Source organism: Paenibacillus sp. NPDC055715, from assembly GCF_053617595.1.
Window position 1 is genome coordinate 578756 of sequence record NZ_JBSHGA010000001.1, and the last position, 15444, is coordinate 594199.

The 15444-nt window shown below is 45.5% G+C and carries 14 protein-coding genes; 2 read left to right on the forward strand and 12 right to left on the reverse strand.

Features of this window, described 5'->3' with window-relative positions:
- Positions 1-136: 136 nt before the first annotated feature.
- The 8 genes from aroF to ACWGOO_RS02795 all read right to left on the reverse strand — a co-directional run bounded on the left by aroF (position 137) and on the right by ACWGOO_RS02795 (position 8512).
- Positions 137-1174, reverse strand: a complete 1038-nt coding sequence (aroF, locus tag ACWGOO_RS02760; RefSeq protein WP_452481300.1) for a 3-deoxy-7-phosphoheptulonate synthase — start codon at positions 1172-1174, stop codon at positions 137-139.
- Between the two features lie 261 nt (positions 1175-1435).
- Positions 1436-2392: a 4-hydroxy-3-methylbut-2-enyl diphosphate reductase gene (locus tag ACWGOO_RS02765; RefSeq protein ID WP_452481302.1), complete on the reverse strand. Its 957-nt coding sequence runs from the start codon at positions 2390-2392 to the stop codon at positions 1436-1438.
- 109 nt (positions 2393-2501) lie between these two features.
- On the reverse strand, positions 2502-3980 hold the full coding sequence (locus ACWGOO_RS02770; protein ID WP_452481304.1) for a sensor histidine kinase: 1479 nt from the start codon (positions 3978-3980) through the stop codon (positions 2502-2504).
- A gap of 2 nt (positions 3981-3982) precedes the next feature.
- Positions 3983-4672 carry a response regulator transcription factor gene (locus tag ACWGOO_RS02775; protein ID WP_452481306.1) on the reverse strand — a complete coding sequence of 230 codons (690 nt, stop codon included), beginning with the start codon at positions 4670-4672 and terminating at the stop codon, positions 3983-3985.
- A 148-nt stretch (positions 4673-4820) separates the two neighbouring features.
- Positions 4821-6413, reverse strand: a complete 1593-nt coding sequence (locus ACWGOO_RS02780; RefSeq protein ID WP_452481308.1) for a S1C family serine protease — start codon at positions 6411-6413, stop codon at positions 4821-4823.
- Positions 6414-6604: 191 nt separating this feature from the next.
- A complete protein-coding gene (locus tag ACWGOO_RS02785; RefSeq protein ID WP_452481309.1) occupies positions 6605-6913 on the reverse strand; it encodes a hypothetical protein in 309 nt (102 codons plus the stop codon).
- Between the two features lie 83 nt (positions 6914-6996).
- Positions 6997-7569, reverse strand: a complete 573-nt coding sequence (locus ACWGOO_RS02790) for a 3D domain-containing protein (RefSeq protein WP_452481311.1) — start codon at positions 7567-7569, stop codon at positions 6997-6999.
- Between the two features lie 61 nt (positions 7570-7630).
- The gene (locus ACWGOO_RS02795; RefSeq protein WP_452481313.1) at positions 7631-8512 is read right to left on the reverse strand and encodes a putative sporulation protein YtxC; all 882 of its coding nucleotides are present in this window, start codon (positions 8510-8512) and stop codon (positions 7631-7633) included.
- A gap of 238 nt (positions 8513-8750) precedes the next feature.
- On the opposite strand from ACWGOO_RS02795, the gene ACWGOO_RS02800 reads away from it, so the two are divergent.
- On the forward strand, positions 8751-9287 hold the full coding sequence (locus ACWGOO_RS02800; RefSeq protein WP_452481315.1) for a pyridoxamine 5'-phosphate oxidase family protein: 537 nt from the start codon (positions 8751-8753) through the stop codon (positions 9285-9287).
- 291 nt (positions 9288-9578) lie between these two features.
- Complete coding sequence (locus tag ACWGOO_RS02805) at positions 9579-10322, forward strand: YggS family pyridoxal phosphate-dependent enzyme (RefSeq protein WP_452481317.1); 744 nt, start codon at positions 9579-9581, stop codon at positions 10320-10322.
- Between the two features lie 123 nt (positions 10323-10445).
- Here the strand turns inward: ACWGOO_RS02805 and pdxR are convergent, their stop codons facing one another.
- The 4 genes from pdxR to ACWGOO_RS02825 form a co-directional block, all read right to left on the reverse strand.
- Positions 10446-11876 carry a MocR-like pyridoxine biosynthesis transcription factor PdxR gene (gene pdxR / locus ACWGOO_RS02810; protein WP_452481319.1) on the reverse strand — a complete coding sequence of 477 codons (1431 nt, stop codon included), beginning with the start codon at positions 11874-11876 and terminating at the stop codon, positions 10446-10448.
- Between the two features lie 427 nt (positions 11877-12303).
- A complete protein-coding gene (gene mqnC / locus ACWGOO_RS02815) occupies positions 12304-13437 on the reverse strand; it encodes a cyclic dehypoxanthinyl futalosine synthase (RefSeq protein ID WP_452481322.1) in 1134 nt (377 codons plus the stop codon).
- A gap of 661 nt (positions 13438-14098) precedes the next feature.
- Complete coding sequence (locus ACWGOO_RS02820) at positions 14099-14284, reverse strand: hypothetical protein (protein ID WP_452481596.1); 186 nt, start codon at positions 14282-14284, stop codon at positions 14099-14101.
- A partial coding sequence (locus tag ACWGOO_RS02825; protein WP_452481323.1) for a fibronectin type III domain-containing protein occupies positions 14260-15444 on the reverse strand: 1185 nt, incomplete at its 5' end. The genes ACWGOO_RS02825 and ACWGOO_RS02820, both read right to left, overlap by 25 nt.

Here is a 15444-nt window from a genome sequence, read left to right on the forward strand (position 1 = left end):
ATAATGTTATATATGCTTACACAATTGATAACATTTAAACAATAAAAAAAGCCCGAAATACTGGGCTTTGGGGGTAATTTAAATCGGATTACTGCGTTGAGGCAAAACTTTTACACATTAATGTTAAGTATTGGTTTTAAGAAATGGCACTAGGCGTATGAAATGTTTTTCCTACAGCTGGAGCCAGCAATTCCAAATCTTTCAGCAAATCTGAAAATTGGTCTGGGAACAGAGATTGTACACCATCACCCGTCATCGAATTATCGGGGTCAGTGTGCATTTCAATAATCAGCCCGTCTGCTCCAGCAGCCACCGAAGCCTTCGTCATAGGAACAACCAGCTCACGACGCCCTGTGCCATGGCTTGGGTCGGAAATAACCGGCAAATGACTCAGCTGTTGCAGAACAGGAATAGCTGACAGATCCAGCGTATTTCTGGTGTAGGTTTCAAATGTACGGATTCCGCGCTCACACAGCATAACATTCGGATTACCTCCCGCCAAAATATACTCGGCAGCATTCAGGAACTCATCATAAGTCGAACTGAAACCACGCTTGAGCAGCACTGGCTTGCCGCAGGTTCCCAACTTGCGCAATAGATCAAAGTTTTGCATGTTACGTGTACCTACTTGCAAAATATCCGCATATTCCGCACAGATATCCACGTATTCGGGTGTCATAACCTCTGTAATGGTCAGCAGGTCATGCTTTTTGCCCGCCTCGGCCATCATGATCAAACCTTCTACACCCGTTCCTTGGAAGCTGTAAGGACCCGTACGCGGCTTAAAAGCACCTCCACGGAGAACTTGCGCGCCCGCAGCTTTAACCAATGCAGCAATTTCGTCGATCTGCGCAGCAGACTCCACGGCGCATGGTCCACCCATAATAACAAGCTCGCCTCCGCCGATATTCACACCTTTGATAGAGATAACGGTATTTTCGGGATGAAAATCACGGCTCGCCAATTTGTATGACTTCGATATTTTAACTACATTTTCTACGCCCTTCATTTGGCGCAGGTGTTCAGCCAGCTTGGGCTCTACACTGCCAATCAGCCCGATAATCGTACGATCCGATCCATGGGAAACGTGAGCCTGCAAACCTTCTTTTTCAATAACTGCAATAATGGCCTGAATATGTTCTTCAGGTGTTTGGATACCAGCGATAACGATCATATTTTTCTTCCCTCTCTATACAACATATTTTTATGGATCATTTGACATTATGACACTTAAACGCTTGTTCGCTTTTAAGCTTTTATTCGTTAAAGAAAATATACTGGTTTTACCTGTACTCGTCAAGACTTAATTATCCTGAATATTGACCTGCATTTTGGATCTCGTGATGCCAATTCAGTTCGGGGGGTCTACGTCCAATTCAAAAAAAGCCGCTATCCGGGAGTTTCCTCCCGAATAGCAGCCATGATCTGTTACATGTTATTTAGTCGTTTTTGACTTTTCACGCACAGGGGGCAGCAGCTTCTTCATATCAATCGTCCGCTGAATCTCCCATGTATCCGGGTTAGTCGGATCATATTGCTCTAGGTACACAATAACCTCTTTCGTAATCAACGTAGGCGTAGAAGCTCCAGAGGTCACCGCTACCTTGTGAACGCCTTCCAGCCATTCCCGCTTCAGTTCTGTCACATCGGAAATACGGTAAGCTGTTGTACCCGCAATTTCCTCGGACACCTGAGCCAATCGGTTTGAATTGTTACTGCGCGGATCGCCAACGACAATCACCAAATCTGCCTGTCCGGCCTGCTCCGCCACCGCTTCCTGACGCACTTGCGTGGCCAGACAAATTTCATTGTGTATCTCGGCACTCGGGAATTTCTCCAGCAGTTTTTTCATAATGTGCTTGATATCCCACTGACTCATGGTCGTCTGATTCGTGATCAGGATTTTGCCCGCAGACAATGTAAGGGTGTCGATCTCCTCTTCCTTCTCGATCAGATGAACATGGTCAGGAGCAATACCGATGGCTCCCTCCGGCTCGGGATGATTTTTTTTGCCGATATAAATAATCTGATATCCCTCGGCAGACTTCTCCCGAATCAGATCATGGGTCTTCGTGACGTCCGGGCAAGTTGCATCAACCGTAGTCAGCCCCTTATCGCGAGCCAGCTTGCGAACCTCAGGGGATACACCATGGGCGGTGAAAATAACGGTACCACTCTCCACCTGGCTTAAAATCTCCATGCGGTTAGGGCCGTCCAGTGTAATAATTCCTTCATCCTCGAAGGAATTTGTGACATGACTGTTATGCACAATCATGCCTAGTATATAAATAGGCCGAGGTAAGTCCAAATTTCTGGCCGCCTGACGAGCCAAAACCATGGCATCGACTACGCCGTAGCAGTAACCCCGGGGCGAAATTCTGAGCACTTCCAAAAATAGCACCCGCTTTCTTCGACACAGTATACAGCTCAAAAACTGGGTAGCTGCGGCATCCAAGCCTTTACCGGCCAATTCTATGATGTAGTTGCCCTCCTATTATAGCCTATTCCAAAGGCGCGGAAAAGCTGACCGGAAGCCAGATGATAAATGTCGTCCCTTCCCCTTGGCGTGTAACCACTTCCACCGACCCGTGATGTTCATCTATAATCCACTTGGCAATGGACAAACCCAAACCAATTCCCTCCGTCACCCCACGCGACTCATCCGCCCGATAAAAGCGGTCAAAAATAAAGGGAACCTCACTTTTGTCCATCCCGATGCCTGTATCAGTAATCCGCAGACCTACCTGTCCCTGATAGACGATGGCATCAAACCGGATCGTACCTTCCGGTGTATATTTGAACGCATTATCTATGAAAATGAACAGCATTTGCTGCAAATAATCCTTGCTGCCATCCATATAAACGCCATTCAGTATCGAGAAGTCACCCACATTCCATTCAGACGTCCGCTCCAAATATTGAGCACGCCGGGCAACCTCATTTACGAGCGGCTTCAGCGCCACCGGGGTCTTCTCGAATGTTTTCCCTGTATCTGCTCTGGCGAGCGATAGCATATCGCCAACCAGACGGCTCATCCGTTTTCCTTCATCTGCCATATCACCTAGGGCCTCCATGGAGAGTTCACGAATCATCGCTTCATCCATATTGGGACGGTCTCCCGGCCCGGTAGTCCACATTTTGAGCAAAAAATCAACGTTCCCTCGGATTGTCGTAAGCGGCGTACGCAGTTCATGGGAAGCATCGGCTACAAAGCGGCGCTGGGCTCCATAGGCATCCTCCAGCTCCTTATAAAAAACCTCCGTACGCCCCAGCATCTTGTTAACCGTCGCAATCAGTTGCCCAATTTCATCTGGCGGTCCATCATATTCAATGCGGACACTCAAATCATTACTGGACTGAATCTGATTAGCCCCTTCAATCACCTTCACTAGCGGTTTCATTGATTTACGAGCCAGAAAGAGGCCTGAGGTTGCGGCAGCGAGCAAGGCAAACAACGAACCGTATACAAGTACATTTTGCAGTCTGTTCATCAGTCGGTCCTGAGAGCCTGTAAATTGCCCAACCTGTAACAGTCCAACCACTAATCCCAGTTCCTCGGATTTAATCGGTTGCTGATAAATCATAAAGGGATCGCCATCCACACTCACACGTCGAATTCCTTCATTTTGAACCGCTCCAGCAGCTGTGGACGGAACCGGGAAAGTGATATTGAGGTCTTTCATATTTTGCGTGGTCTTGGTCACTCCGGACGTATAATTGTAAATTTGCACATACGATTGAGATTCATCAATTCCCCGGCCCTGGATCAGTCCTAAATCCAGATTGGGAACTTCGAACAGTCCGCCTTTCACTGTGACCAGCAGTTGCTTATAAATACGTGGCGTCTGGTTCATAAGCTGACTTTTCACTTCATCATATGCGTAATAATATACCAGTCCATAAATAGCCAGTCCAAACATAACAAGCACTATAGCCAAGATGCTGGAATACCAAGCTGTCAGTCGCCAACGAATGGACATAGTTACACATCACCTCTTAAAATATAACCCGCTCCCCGAATCGTACGTATGAGCCGTTTGCCGCCATCCTGCTCCGTTTTTTGTCGGATCATGGCAATGTATACCTCCAGTACATTCGACTCGCCGCTATAGTCATAGCCCCAAATTTTGTCCATAATCAGATCACGCGACAGAACACGCTTCGGGTTTTGCATAAACAGGTGGAGCAGTTCAAACTCTTTTGCCGTCAGCTCCAGCCGCTTGCCACCGCGAACCACTTCACGCGATTCATTATCCAGCTGCAAATCCTCGAAGGTCAGTCGATGTCCATTATGATCCTGCTGATCGGTTTTACGGCGTAGAAGCGCCCGCACACGAGCCAGTAGCTCCTCCAGAGCAAACGGCTTGACGAGATAGTCGTCTGCACCCAAATCCAATCCCTTGACCCGATTCTCTACCTCGTCCTTGGCTGTAAGCATCAGAACGGGCACTGTACTTCCTCCCTCTCGCATGCGACGGCATACCTCGAAACCATCCAGTTGTGGCATCATCACATCCAGCACGACAACATCAGGCTCAGCTGTAAGCATTTTGTTCAATCCCTCTGCGCCGTTGGCAGCCGTCAGCACTTCGTAGCCCTCGAAAGCCAGCCCTCTGCGCAGCATGGACACGATTTTTTCATCGTCATCAATAATCAGAATGGTAGAACGCATACACCATCGAGCTCCTTTATTATCTTCTTTTCACTCTATTGTAGCAGGAGTAGACGCGTGTAGCATCTTGCCACCGCATACAACAAGAAACGGAAGGTAACTTCCTTCCGCTTCTTTTCACATTTTTTACTTTTAAAGAATGATTGGATTACTGTTGAAGAGTCGAGCTAAAGTCGTTCTTGTTACCCACTTTTAACTGAACGTCCTTTTTCTGTCCTGCCCGTTCAATGTTAAGCGTCAATGCTGTACCCACTTTTTGCTTTTGAATGAAATCGATCAACTCCTGTGATGTGCTGTAAGGAGTACCATTAGCTCCGATAATCACATCATAAGGACGCAGATCCGCCTGATAAGCTGGTGATTTGTAGATAATATCCCGCACCACCGAGCCTTCAGTCAGGGTTGTCCCCAATTCCTTGGCTACTTCGGGACTCAGGTTCAACAGGCTTGCACCAATGAAAGGAACGGGTTCTTTCGGAATAGGCTGATTATTTTTCAGCTTATCGACGACTTCCAAAATCGTATTGGACGGAATCGCAAACCCGATTCCCTGTGCGTCAGCACTGACAGCTACGTTCATGCCGATAACCTGTCCTTGCAGATTCAACAGAGGCCCACCAGAGTTCCCAGGGTTAATAGATGCATCGGTCTGAATTAAATGTTTATATTGAGTAGGGTTTCCCGTCGACTCACTGTTAATGGTAATCGTACGTTCCTTCGCACTCAGCACCCCGGCTGTTACCGAATGCTCGAAGCCTTCAGGATTACCGATGGCCACCATCCACTCACCCACTTTAGCATTTGCGGAGTTGCCTAAAGTTACCGTCGGGAAGTTATCCTTGCCTTCAATTTTCAGCACAGCCAAATCCAGGTCTGCATTTTTGCCCAGCACTTTGGCTTCATACGGCTTATTGGTTCCCTCTACCGTGACCTGAACCACATTCGCGCCTTCAACAACGTGATTGTTCGTCAGGATGTAGCCTGATTTATCGAAAATAAAGCCGGAACCAATACCAAGTGGGGTCAGTTGTCCACTGTTGCTGCCTTCATTTTCATTGCTGCTGCCGTTGTTTCCGCTATTACCACTGTCTCCATACTGATTACCGAAAAAGTATTGATACAGCGGGTCATTATAATAAGGACTGCTTTGTCTGCCACTGCTACTACTGGATTGCTTAGCCAGTGTTTCAATTTTGACAACTGCCGGACCCGCCTTGGCCACAACGGATTGAACGTCTGCGGTGCCGGAAGGCATCACAGCCGGAACTGCGTTAGGAGATGGACTCGTCGTTCCCGAATGGGTCGTTGCTCCGCTTTCAGCTGCCGCCGATGTCAACGCTGTCTCAGGTGTGAACATATTCGTACGGTCGGCTGTGTACATCAGAACCGTTATAACCAGCATCCCGGCCAAAAAGGATAGGAAAATCGTCTTTACCTGAGACTTGGGTTTATTCTGTTTAAATTGCCAGTTACCGCCGTTCTGACCCGAGCCGTCTTGCTGCTCAGCCCCGACACGATGGTAAGAGGAAGGAAGAGGCCTTACCGCCTGCGGTGGCGTAATTTCAACGTCCTTCTCTACAAGCTTCCCATTCTTGCGTTGTCCATCTGATTGAACCGAAGAAAAGGGACCGTACGAATAGTAATATGAGGAACCGTTTGAATCATTTTGTCGGGTTGTTTTATCGGATTCAACCTGATCGTTGTCATCCCGGCGTCCGGAATTATTTTCAAATTCGTTCATTGTATATCTCCTCCCAAACCCTATGCTCTAAGGTGGTGTTGTTTAACTGACTTTATTTTGCACTTTAAACCTTAATTCCACCTTAAAAACAATTAAAAAGGAGATAAAACCTTTAACCTCAACTCGCTACCCCTTATTCAAACACGAAATGCCCCGGATATGAATCCGGAGCATTTCCAATCGTATGCTTTTTATTTCGTGTTAAAGTTTTCGTCGAATTTTTCGTTCGGTGTCTGAGCATTGTTTTGAACTTTGCTGCGACTGGAATTTTGTATCTTTTGTGCTACAGAGCTTGTGCCGCCTTGATCTGCTGCGAATTCTTCGTCATATTTCTCATTTGGTGTCTGGTAGTTATCCTGAATTTTATTTTGCTCGGACTTTTTCACCTTTTGAGAAACAACACCTACCGAGTTATCTTGGGCAAATTCCGCTTTGTACTGACTTCCTGCGTTTGCCTTGTTGCTCTGATTCGTGTACGAACTTCCGCCTTGATTTTCCATTATTCTCAACCTCCCAGTATGTTTTCGGGATAAGCTTATCCCGCAACATAGTATGTGAAGTCGGGAAGGACTATATACACGAATTATATGGAATCATCCAGCGTAGCGGCCGGAATGGACTTGTTCGTCTCGATCACCTTTTGGAGCGAATTCAGCATCTTCTCCGTACATTTTCCGCTTCCTTTTCTAATAATTTGCACATCCACTTCTTTCTTGCCCCACTCAGAGTACACCTGCCGGGTAGTTTTGAAATACAGATCGATTTTATTGCCTTTGATCGCTGATCCCGTATCTGCCACAATGCCGTAGCCGTAACCTGGAATGTACAAAATGCTGCCCAAAGGAAATGTTTTGGGATCAGCCGCAATCGTGGACAGTGTGTTTTTGTCACGACGCACTTTAACACCGGAATACGTAATACCGTAACCGGGATGACTTGGCCGCTTGCCAGTGGATTCATAACCTGCTGTATATCCAGTTGCCGTGACCGTCATGGTCGTAATCTGCTCCTCCCGCGGAGCCAAAACAGGCGTTGACTGCCCTTTCTTATGCTGGACCGGCTCTTTATGACCATAAACCTCATTGCCGGGCAATGCCAAACAAGTGGTGGTTAACACGGTTCCCAAAATCCGTTTCCATACCAACATGGATCTCATAAAAAACCTCCCCTTGAGGCAAAGGCTTTCCAGAAATCCGTTGGTTTATACAAGCACTTAATTATTTTTGAACATCCTGCCCGGGATAGAACCTGCTAAGCTTCATTTTATCTTCAAAAATATGCAGGAGCGTCCGTACAATGGGGGTTTGCTCGTCGTCCGTGTGTAATATAATGGAAGCAGGGGAAATGGAAATAAGTGTACTGACGATTCTGTCTTCGACCTCCATTTCCAGTTCAACCCCCGGCATCTCTACAATAATGTCATCTCCGTCGGGTGTTGGTATCGGCACCATGGAGCTATCGAGGATGGTAAAATCATGTCCACCCTGATGAAGCACATACACCAGTGGAACTTTACTTTCCTGAAAAAACACAAAGTACTTGAGCAATCCCATAAATTCTTCATACTGCCGATCCGCCCAAAATTCTTCCATGGCATAGTCGACGATTTCCTCAAGCTCCTTTTTGTATGCGTTCAATCTGAATTGAATAAGCCCTTCCAGGTTAATCACTCGCAGCTCCATAAAATCCTTTTCCAGTAAAGCCGCCAGTTTGACGTGACGCTTCATACGCCCTCTTGGGCCATCGTCCTTTAACAAAGAATGTACCATGCTGCGAACCCGCTCCGTATCCTCTGCCTCCAGCAGCGAGCAGGCTTTGGTGAGGATCAGATTGAGCATCCCCCATTCCTTGACTTCGATCATAAAATCCGCTACTGCGGAAGCCATGATGCTGTATACACAGGGGAGAAAGCTTTCAAATGCAGGATTGCTCTCTGTCCCCTTGCAGGTCCATGCCACTTTGTTTTCGAGTTGTCTGAAAGTGAATCGAAATCCGCGCCGTGACATATGTAGTCCTTTGTTTCTACTCTTGACCACCTGATAAAAACGTTCGCTTTCCTGATTTCCGTCTGTATGGGTCCACACTGTAAACAGTTCCATTGGCTCACTCCTTTCGATCACTGATTACAGTATATGGCGAGCTCCAAAGGGTTATACGAAGTGAACGACTGGAAACAGGATACAGCGTAAAATGAGGAACCCCCTTATGCGGCTTTGCAAAAGAATCTGCTTAGCAAAAAATATGGACTGCTTGATTCTTGGATTATGGATGTACAAACTCACTCCAATGATTGATATACTTACGAAAACAATCCAACATTAATAGGAGTGGTTGAAAATGGATAAGGTTCGTTACAAGATAAGAGAAGTATTGGACAGTGACAAAATTGATTCTTTTTTGAATAAAGCGAGGATTGGACATCTTGGTATGGTTGATGGTAAGTTGCCATACGTTGTTCCGCTCAATTATGTTTGGTCAAACGGAAAGCTTTATTTTCATGGAGCCACAGGCGGGAGACGCAACCAGGTGATAAGTATAAATCCAGAGGTCTGTTTTACGGTTTGTGAAGAATATGGAACTATTACTGATCCAGTTCCAGCCAAGACAGACACCGCATATATGAGTGTTATGATTTTCGGCAAGACTGAGCCTATTGTCGATCTGGACGAAGTTACACATATGTTGCAGGAAATGATTCAAAAATATGTGCCTGATTATTATAACCGCCCATTGGCCAAACAGCACGTTGACAAATACAGGTCCGCTGTATTCGGAGGTCCAGTTCAGGTATACCGAATTGACCCCTATCATATAACGGCGAAAGAAAATCCAATTGAAGAAGAAAAAATGTATAGACCAGCAAAAACAATCTAATAGCGGGCAGCTTCCTGTATGATTCAATTCTACACGAGTAGAGCCATATTACTATTAATGGATTTTCATAGCTTGGGATGCAACATGGCGAAGTCTCTTTTCCGAAGGAACCGTTTTCAAAAAAAGAGTAAGGAATATTTGTGCATTTACACAAAATTCTAATCATAAGGACTGTGGCTCTTTACTATTGTTAGAACCAAAAATATTGATAAGAAGGCATCAAAAATGCGAAAAGCTAAAAATACTTGAACAACATACAAGGATGAGAAGTAGAAAGAGGGTAGAACGAACATGGGCCATTTAGTCGAAGAAAACCTTGAATCCGTACGACAACTGATGGAATTGGCTTGCCAGGCTTCAGGGCGCAAGAAAGAAGATGTGAAATTGTTGTTAGCGACAAAAACCGTACCACTTGAAAAATTAAAAATTGCCATTCAAGCGGGCGAGACTTTATTTGGTGAAAACAAAGCTCAAGAACTTTTGGGGAAATTTCCACTCATGCAGCAGTACAAGCAGGTGGAATGGCATTTTATCGGACATCTGCAAACGAATAAAGTAAAGGACATTGTAAAATATGTCAAGCTCATTCATTCTGTGGACCGTTTGAGATTGGGGCAGGCCTTGCATCATCAGCTCTTGAAAGAGAACAAGACCATGGATATTTTGGTACAAATCAATACGTCCTACGAAGAAAGCAAATTCGGCGCTCCGCCGGAAGCAGCACTTGAGTTAGTAGAACAATTGTCTCAGTTCGAAACGTTAAACATTAAAGGCTTGATGACTATTGGAAAATTGAATGCTTCAAATGACGAGACCAGACATTGCTTCCGATTGTTAAAACAAATCCAATCACAGATTATGGTAGAAAAATTTCCAAATGTAGAAATGGATACTCTCTCGATGGGCATGTCCGGGGACTTCAAGGTTGCCATCGAAGAAGGAGCCACCATCATACGAGTAGGGACAAGTGTATTTGGCCAACGTTATTTGCCGGATAGGTATTACTGGAACGAAAACGCGCGCCAGGACGATTAGAAGAGAGCTTATGAACACAACATTAACTTCACCGCGCGGCCGCGATTTTATTTCACCCACTATAGCTGCTCCGGTTTTCGATTGCAATGGGAAATGAAGCAGAATAACGCGGAGGTGCTGGAATTATAAAAGCATCTCCGCAAGGCGATAAATACCGACTTCAATTGCCTCCTCTTCTACTTTAGCAAAACCAAGTACCCATCCTTTTCGATCGCTATTTAGACAATAATTGCTAAGGGGATAAACACGTATTCCTTCTTTGAGCGCTTGGTTCGTCACAGCTTCTTCGTCAAACGATTCCTCAGCTTCGAGAAGCATGTGCAATCCTGTTTCTACCCCACTGAGTTTAAAACGCTTGTCTAGACCAGTAGCAGCTATGGCCTTTGTCATGGCTGCATGTCTGCGCCGATATACATTTCTGACTCTTCTCATATGGCGCATGAAGTGCCCGTGTTCAATAAAATGAGCAAGCGTCAATTGTTCCATAATCGGAAGATGACGATAAGTGAGTGCATGGACTTGAGCAAGCTGTCGGATGGCCCCTTTTGGCCCAACAATCGCGGATATTCGGATTCCAGGAGCAACCATTTTGGAAAAGCTCATCATATATAGCGTGTTTTGGGGTTGATGGCTGAATAACGTAGGAAGTGGGTCCCCACGATATCGAAATTCACTATCATAATCGTCCTCAACAATCCAAAATTGATGTTGTGTAGCCTTACGTAACAATTGTTGCCTCCGGGATTCCGACATTATGACTCCAACGGCACACTGATGCGAAGGCGTGACAAAAGTTAGCTTGGATTGTGGATGAATGAGATCTACCTGCAATCCGTACTCGTCAACAGGAACGGGCACAACATTCATACTTCTATATTTCATGGTCATCCAAGCTGCAGGAAAACCGGGATCTTCAACAGAAACCGTGTCTCCTTCATTTAATAGCGCTTGGGCGATTAAATCAAGGCTATGCTGCGCTCCTGAGGTTAACATAATTTGATCGATATGCACGTGGATTCCTCGTTCAAGTGACAAATACCGTTGTATCTGTTCGCGCAGTGATACAAAACCGTAGGCGTTACCATAAGCCCAATTCGCCAGGTCCATTTCTGTGGAGGCTTGTAAAAATGATTGTCTCCAGTTTCTTTGAAAATGTTGGTCCAAATAAGGCTCGTGGGGACAGAAATCAATCTCCACATTTTGCTCTTCTTTGCCTCTAAGCCAGCCGTGTAGATGATTGACTGCAGCGTTTAATACAGGTAATTCGGGGGTGACTGGCCCTTGAGGCATAACATCTTCAAAAGAGCCTGTTATATAGCTCCACTCACTTACCCTTGTTCCGCCGCGCCGAGATGTCACGGTGTATCCACGGCTAAATAATTCCTCATAAACAATCTGTATGGTTGAGCGCGAGACACCGACTAATAAAGCGAGCTCACGAGATGGGAGTAGCAATTCCCCAGGTGGCCATTTTCCCGTTCTAATATTATGAATCGCTTGGTCTAGGAGTTGCTGCCATAGGGGACGTTGGTCGTTTCGGTTAACTTTTAGCATAAGATAGTTCACCTTCAAATGTATTTGAATTCAAAATGTGGATTGCTTGAATCGCTTATTAATGTATGATTATAACACTCCATTAATTGATATACTATCATGACGATAGCTGCCTTTCAATACGGTAGTACCGCTTAATTCAATAAACTTGGAATACAATCGTCGATGGTTAGCTTCGTGTAATTCTTGGTTTCATTACGAATGCTCTCCTCCAACAATGTTGCTCTTTTCTTTCCGCATATATCTCTGCCAGACGACAAAGAACGCTTATCCATACTAATCCCTCCATTTGGATTAATGATAGACAAGCGTTGTAGTTATTACCGCAAAATAACAGGCTACATGCTCCAGTATGTGTCGCACATATCTATTATTTTAGTTATGATGTATTTACCTCATTCATTTAAAATTGCCCAAAACCCAAGTCCTAATTTTGCATGATAAAATCATGTTCGATGCTGCCGGCACCGTCAAAGGTACGAATAATATCATAGCGGGTATTGCGTTGTGCTGGAGCATGACCCGTTTCGCGGATTAACTGTAAAATGGATTCGATGTTGACTTTGTACGTTGCTCCTGCGGCGGAAACGACGTTTTCCTCAATCATGGTACTACCGAAGTCGTCGCAACCATAGTATAGTGATTTTTTGCCGATTTCTGGTCCCATCGTTACCCAGGAAGACTGAATATGCTTGATGTTATCCAGTACAAGGCGGCTAATTGCAACAGTCTTCAAATATTCCTCCGGCGTCTGGCGTTCCTTTTTCAGATTTGTGTTATCCGGTTGGAAGGTCCATGGAATAAAGGCCAGAAAGCCTTCGGAATTGTATTTGTTTTCAATGCATTCGTCCTGGGCATCACGAACACGCAGTAAATGCAGCGCACGCTCCTCCATCAACTCGCCAAAGCCGATAACCATGGTAGCTGTCGTGTTCATACCAACCTTGTGAGCGGTCTGCATCACGTCCATCCAATCCCGCCAAGAGCCTTTGAGACGGCTGATTTTGCGGCGTGTGCGGTCATCCAAAATTTCTCCCCCCCCGCCTGGCAGGGAATCCAATCCGGCTTCATGAATGGCTCGAATCGTATCTTCCATGGACAATCCGGATTTTTCCTTCATCTTATGAATTTCAGCCGGCGAGAAAGAATGCATTGTAATATCGGGAAAACGCTCCTTGATCGCCTTGAGCAAATCGGTATAGTAACTGAACGGCAGGTTAGGATTCACTCCGCCTTGCATCAGAATTTCGGTGCCGCCTACATTCTGCGTTTCCTTGATTTTCTGGAAAATCACTTCATCGGGCAAGACATAGCCTTCATCTGAACCTGGTCTACGGTAAAAAGCGCAAAAGCGGCAGTATACATCACAGACGTTCGTATAGTTAATATTTCGTCCGATGACGAACGTTTTAATCGGATCAGGATGCATACGGTTCATCACTTTATTTGCCGCGTGACCGATCTTTTCTACCTCGTCTGACTCGAACAAAGCAACGGTGTCCTCTAAATTCAGGCGTTCGCCGCGTAGGGCATTATCTAAAATATGGTCGATTACACTCATGGTGTATCCTCCTTCACATTCACAGGGCGACGAAATGAAAGACAGGACTTATGAACGAGAAAGCTTTCACAAACCTGCGTTCGAATCCTGCCATAATGTATGCTCATGACTAGCCTTGTATTTTGTCTATGCTATATAACATAATAAAACCTAATGATAATACTAACATATCTTTTGGTAAGGAACCATACTTATTCCCGCTTCTTTTTGCTTTCTACCCAGGGAATGATGCGACGAACAAGCTATAATTCTACGGTACATTGACCCATGGAATGGGAAAACGAAGTTTGTACAGCACGTTCATATTGTCCTCAGCCATGTCGCGCTTACACAAAATAGCAAGCTTTCCCATAAGGATAAGCTTGCTGTTTTTTTGGCTCAAAACCAAAATCAGTGCTTGACGAAATCATCAAGGGTCAAAAATGGAAAAACATCTACAATTCCTGTAATGTTGTAAGTCCGCACAAACAACAAAAGGGTCCGGATGTCAAGCACTGATTATGAGATTGAGCCAACTTTGTGGCATAAAAAATCCCCTCCGGCCAACAATGTTGAGTCCATCATAGACTCTTTTTCACTGTCTACCGTAAGGGGAAAATACCAACTTTTTTAGATGATCATTTCTTCTTTTTCTTCGTGTAAATGCTTCCGCTGTTAGATACTACGCCTGCCTTGTTTCTGCAGTAAAAGAAATCTTATAGCGCTTGTTTGCAGATAGATTGGTTAACGTATGTTCCAAATCGGTTATCCATCCACTGTCATAACCATTGTTCGTCGTAACACGATACTCGGTTTCATTTGAATTCCCATTCGCTATCCAAACTACCTTAATCTTTGAAGTAGTGATGTCTTTGTTTTTATTTTATCCGGACTGTTCGGATTTGTTACGAGAATAACAGATGACTGACTGCTGTCATTTCGGCTCCAAGCTACCAATGTATACGTGTACTTCTTTGAAGGGGTTAGTCGCTTATCTGTGAACCACGTAAGCTTCCCTTTATAAATGCTTTTTCCGTCTCGTAACAATTCATAGGTGTCAGCATTTATAACCTTTTTCCATGTGAGTGTAGTAGTTGTTGATCTCACCAGTTTTTTCACGAATTTAGGTGACTCTAAAACGGGAACATTGTAACTCTTCGTTGTTATTTGAATGGCTTCAGGGGTACTTTCTCCCGTATTATTCTTGGCCACCAATGTATACGTGTACTTCTTTGAAGGGGTTAATGGCCTATCTGTGAACCATGTAAGCTTCCCTTGATAAATCACACCGCTGTAGATGATTACGCCGTCACGCTTAAGTTCATAGCTCACCGCTTGCGCAACCGGATCCCAAATGAGAAGAATACTTCTCTCATTGCTTGTGCCAACAAAGTTAATTGGGACCGTTGGCGGCGGCGTTACTGGAATCGATGGTGGTGGCGTGGTCTGCGGTGTGGTTGACGCCGGATCGGCTGTTTTTACTTGTAGCCATGCCGCACTGCTTTCTCCGGTTCCGTTCTTGGCTACCAATGTGTACGTGTAGCTTGTGGACTCCTTCAAGCCTGTATCCGTATAAGTTAGTTCGTTTCCGCTGTAGACCTCTTGGCCATCGCGTTTCAACTCGTAGCTCTCGGTGTTGTCCGCTGCATTCCAGCTAAGCTTAATGCTCGTTGTTGTGGCTGTGCCTGTTAGATTCGCTGGGGTTGCTGGAGTCGCCGGGGCTGGAGTGGTCGGCGTTGGATCAGTCGGCGTTGGATCGGCTGTTTTTACTTGTAGCCATGCCGCACTGCTTTCTCCGGTTCCGTTCTTGGCTACCAATGTGTACGTGTAGCTCGTGGACTCCTTCAAGCCTGTATCCGTATAAGTTAGTTCGTTTCCGCTGTAGACCTCTTGGCCATCGCGTTTCAACTCGTAGCTCTCGGCGTTGTCTGCTGCATTCCAGCTGAGCTTAATGCTCGTTGTTGTGGCTGTGCCTGTCAGATTCGCTGGGGTTGTTGGAGTCGCCGGGGCTGGAGTGGTCGGCGTAGG

Excerpts from the sequence above, each read along its gene's own strand:
- ACWGOO_RS02795 (WP_452481313.1), bottom strand. The coding sequence starts at position 8,512 with ATGGAACTGTTTACAGTGTGGACCCATACAGACGGAAATCAGGAAAGC.
- ACWGOO_RS02805 (WP_452481317.1), top strand. The coding sequence starts at position 9,579 with ATGGGCCATTTAGTCGAAGAAAACCTTGAATCCGTACGACAACTGATG.
- pdxR (WP_452481319.1), bottom strand. The coding sequence starts at position 11,876 with ATGCTAAAAGTTAACCGAAACGACCAACGTCCCCTATGGCAGCAACTC.
- ACWGOO_RS02800 (WP_452481315.1), top strand. The coding sequence starts at position 8,751 with ATGGATAAGGTTCGTTACAAGATAAGAGAAGTATTGGACAGTGACAAA.
- ACWGOO_RS02785 (WP_452481309.1), bottom strand. The coding sequence starts at position 6,913 with ATGGAAAATCAAGGCGGAAGTTCGTACACGAATCAGAGCAACAAGGCA.
- ACWGOO_RS02770 (WP_452481304.1), bottom strand. The coding sequence starts at position 3,980 with ATGTCCATTCGTTGGCGACTGACAGCTTGGTATTCCAGCATCTTGGCT.
- ACWGOO_RS02780 (WP_452481308.1), bottom strand. The coding sequence starts at position 6,413 with ATGAACGAATTTGAAAATAATTCCGGACGCCGGGATGACAACGATCAG.
- ACWGOO_RS02775 (WP_452481306.1), bottom strand. The coding sequence starts at position 4,672 with ATGCGTTCTACCATTCTGATTATTGATGACGATGAAAAAATCGTGTCC.
- ACWGOO_RS02790 (WP_452481311.1), bottom strand. The coding sequence starts at position 7,569 with ATGAGATCCATGTTGGTATGGAAACGGATTTTGGGAACCGTGTTAACC.
- mqnC (WP_452481322.1), bottom strand. The coding sequence starts at position 13,437 with ATGAGTGTAATCGACCATATTTTAGATAATGCCCTACGCGGCGAACGC.
- aroF (WP_452481300.1), bottom strand. The coding sequence starts at position 1,174 with ATGATCGTTATCGCTGGTATCCAAACACCTGAAGAACATATTCAGGCC.